General features: G+C 64.6%; 1 protein-coding gene. It reads right to left on the reverse strand.

From position 1 onward, the window contains the following. A partial coding sequence (locus tag ACQR1Y_RS34630) for an integrase core domain-containing protein (RefSeq protein ID WP_434894338.1) occupies positions 1 to 1176 on the reverse strand: 1176 nt, incomplete at its 3' end. Between the last annotated feature and the right edge of the window lie 110 nt (positions 1177 to 1286).

Below are 1286 nucleotides of genomic sequence, written 5' to 3' on the forward strand. Positions count from 1 at the left end.
CTGCTGGCTTGTCTCCGCCGTTTCCTGCGCGACGCGGAGCCGCGCACGCGGCGGAGCAAAGCGCAGGAAACGGCGGTCGCGGTCAATGAGGCCGAGGTCTCGGCCGTAGAAGCGGACGATGTGGCTGTCGTTCTCATGCGGGACCATGCCAATCAGCTCGTTGGCGAGCGCCTCGCCAACGAAGACGTACTCGCCCCGCCATTTGATGTCGCCGGTGGGACGCACACGGCGAACTTCGTGATCAGCATCGTACCAGGGATCGCCGAGGCGGCTTGGCATGGAGCGCGATGGCAAGCGCCAAAGCTTGACGGGTGCCACCTGATCGAGCGCCTCGTGCGGACGCTCCTCATTGAAGTGGCGGCGAAAGGCATCGAAGCGCCGCTGCTGCTCGGCGGCGCTGTCTGCCGGCGGCGTCGACGTCTCGGCCTTCAGCGTGCGATGCATGCGTTCGTGGCGGCCGTTGTCCTGCGGGCTGGCTGGCGGGATGTAGCGCGGTTCGATGCCGAGCTTGAGCCACCACACCGAAAGCGCCGAAAGACCGCCGGCTCCGTTCGACCCGAACGGCACACCGTTGTCGGAGCGGATCGCGCCGGGAAGGCCGATATCCTTGAAAACACGCTCCAGCGCGCTCTTCACGCCAGCCGATGTCGGATCAACGATGCGCACTTCGATGAGATAGCGGCTCGCCGCGTCGGTGATCGTCAGCGGATCACAGCGCGTGCCATCGATGGTGCGGAACCAGCCTTTAAAGTCGATCGCCCACTCGTCATTGGGGCCCTCCGCCGGAGTCATGACCTCGCCTTGCGCAATCCCCCGACGCCGCTGCCGTCGCGCTTCGACCAAGCCTTCACGCTTCAGGATATCGCCGATCGTCGAGGGCGCGGGCCAGTCGACCTCCGGCCGCTCGCATGCGAGCCAGGCCTTGATCTTCTTTGGTCCGAAATGCGGAAACTGCCGTCGCGTTGCGATGATGCGCCGAACCAGCCGGTCTGCTGTGGCGTGCGGGCAGTTCCGCACCGCGTGGCTCTTCTCCTCGAACCACTGCGGGTCTCCGCTCTCGCGGCGGCGCTTCAATACGTAGAACGTCTCCCGGCTGATGCCGTGCCGCGCGCAAAGCTCCGTGACGGTAAAGGCTCCCGTCTCATACTCTCGAAACAACCCGATACGCTGCTCCACAGGACTGCTCTCCCTGAAAGGCATCGACCGATCCTCCTTCGAATCGGACGAAGCTTGCCTGTCAGGAATCAACCCGGTCTAGAATGTCAGGACTCAGCCCGGTTCATACC

The sequence above is a fragment of the Bradyrhizobium sp. HKCCYLRH3099 genome (assembly GCF_051167855.1).
GTDB lineage: Bacteria > Pseudomonadota > Alphaproteobacteria > Rhizobiales > Xanthobacteraceae > Bradyrhizobium.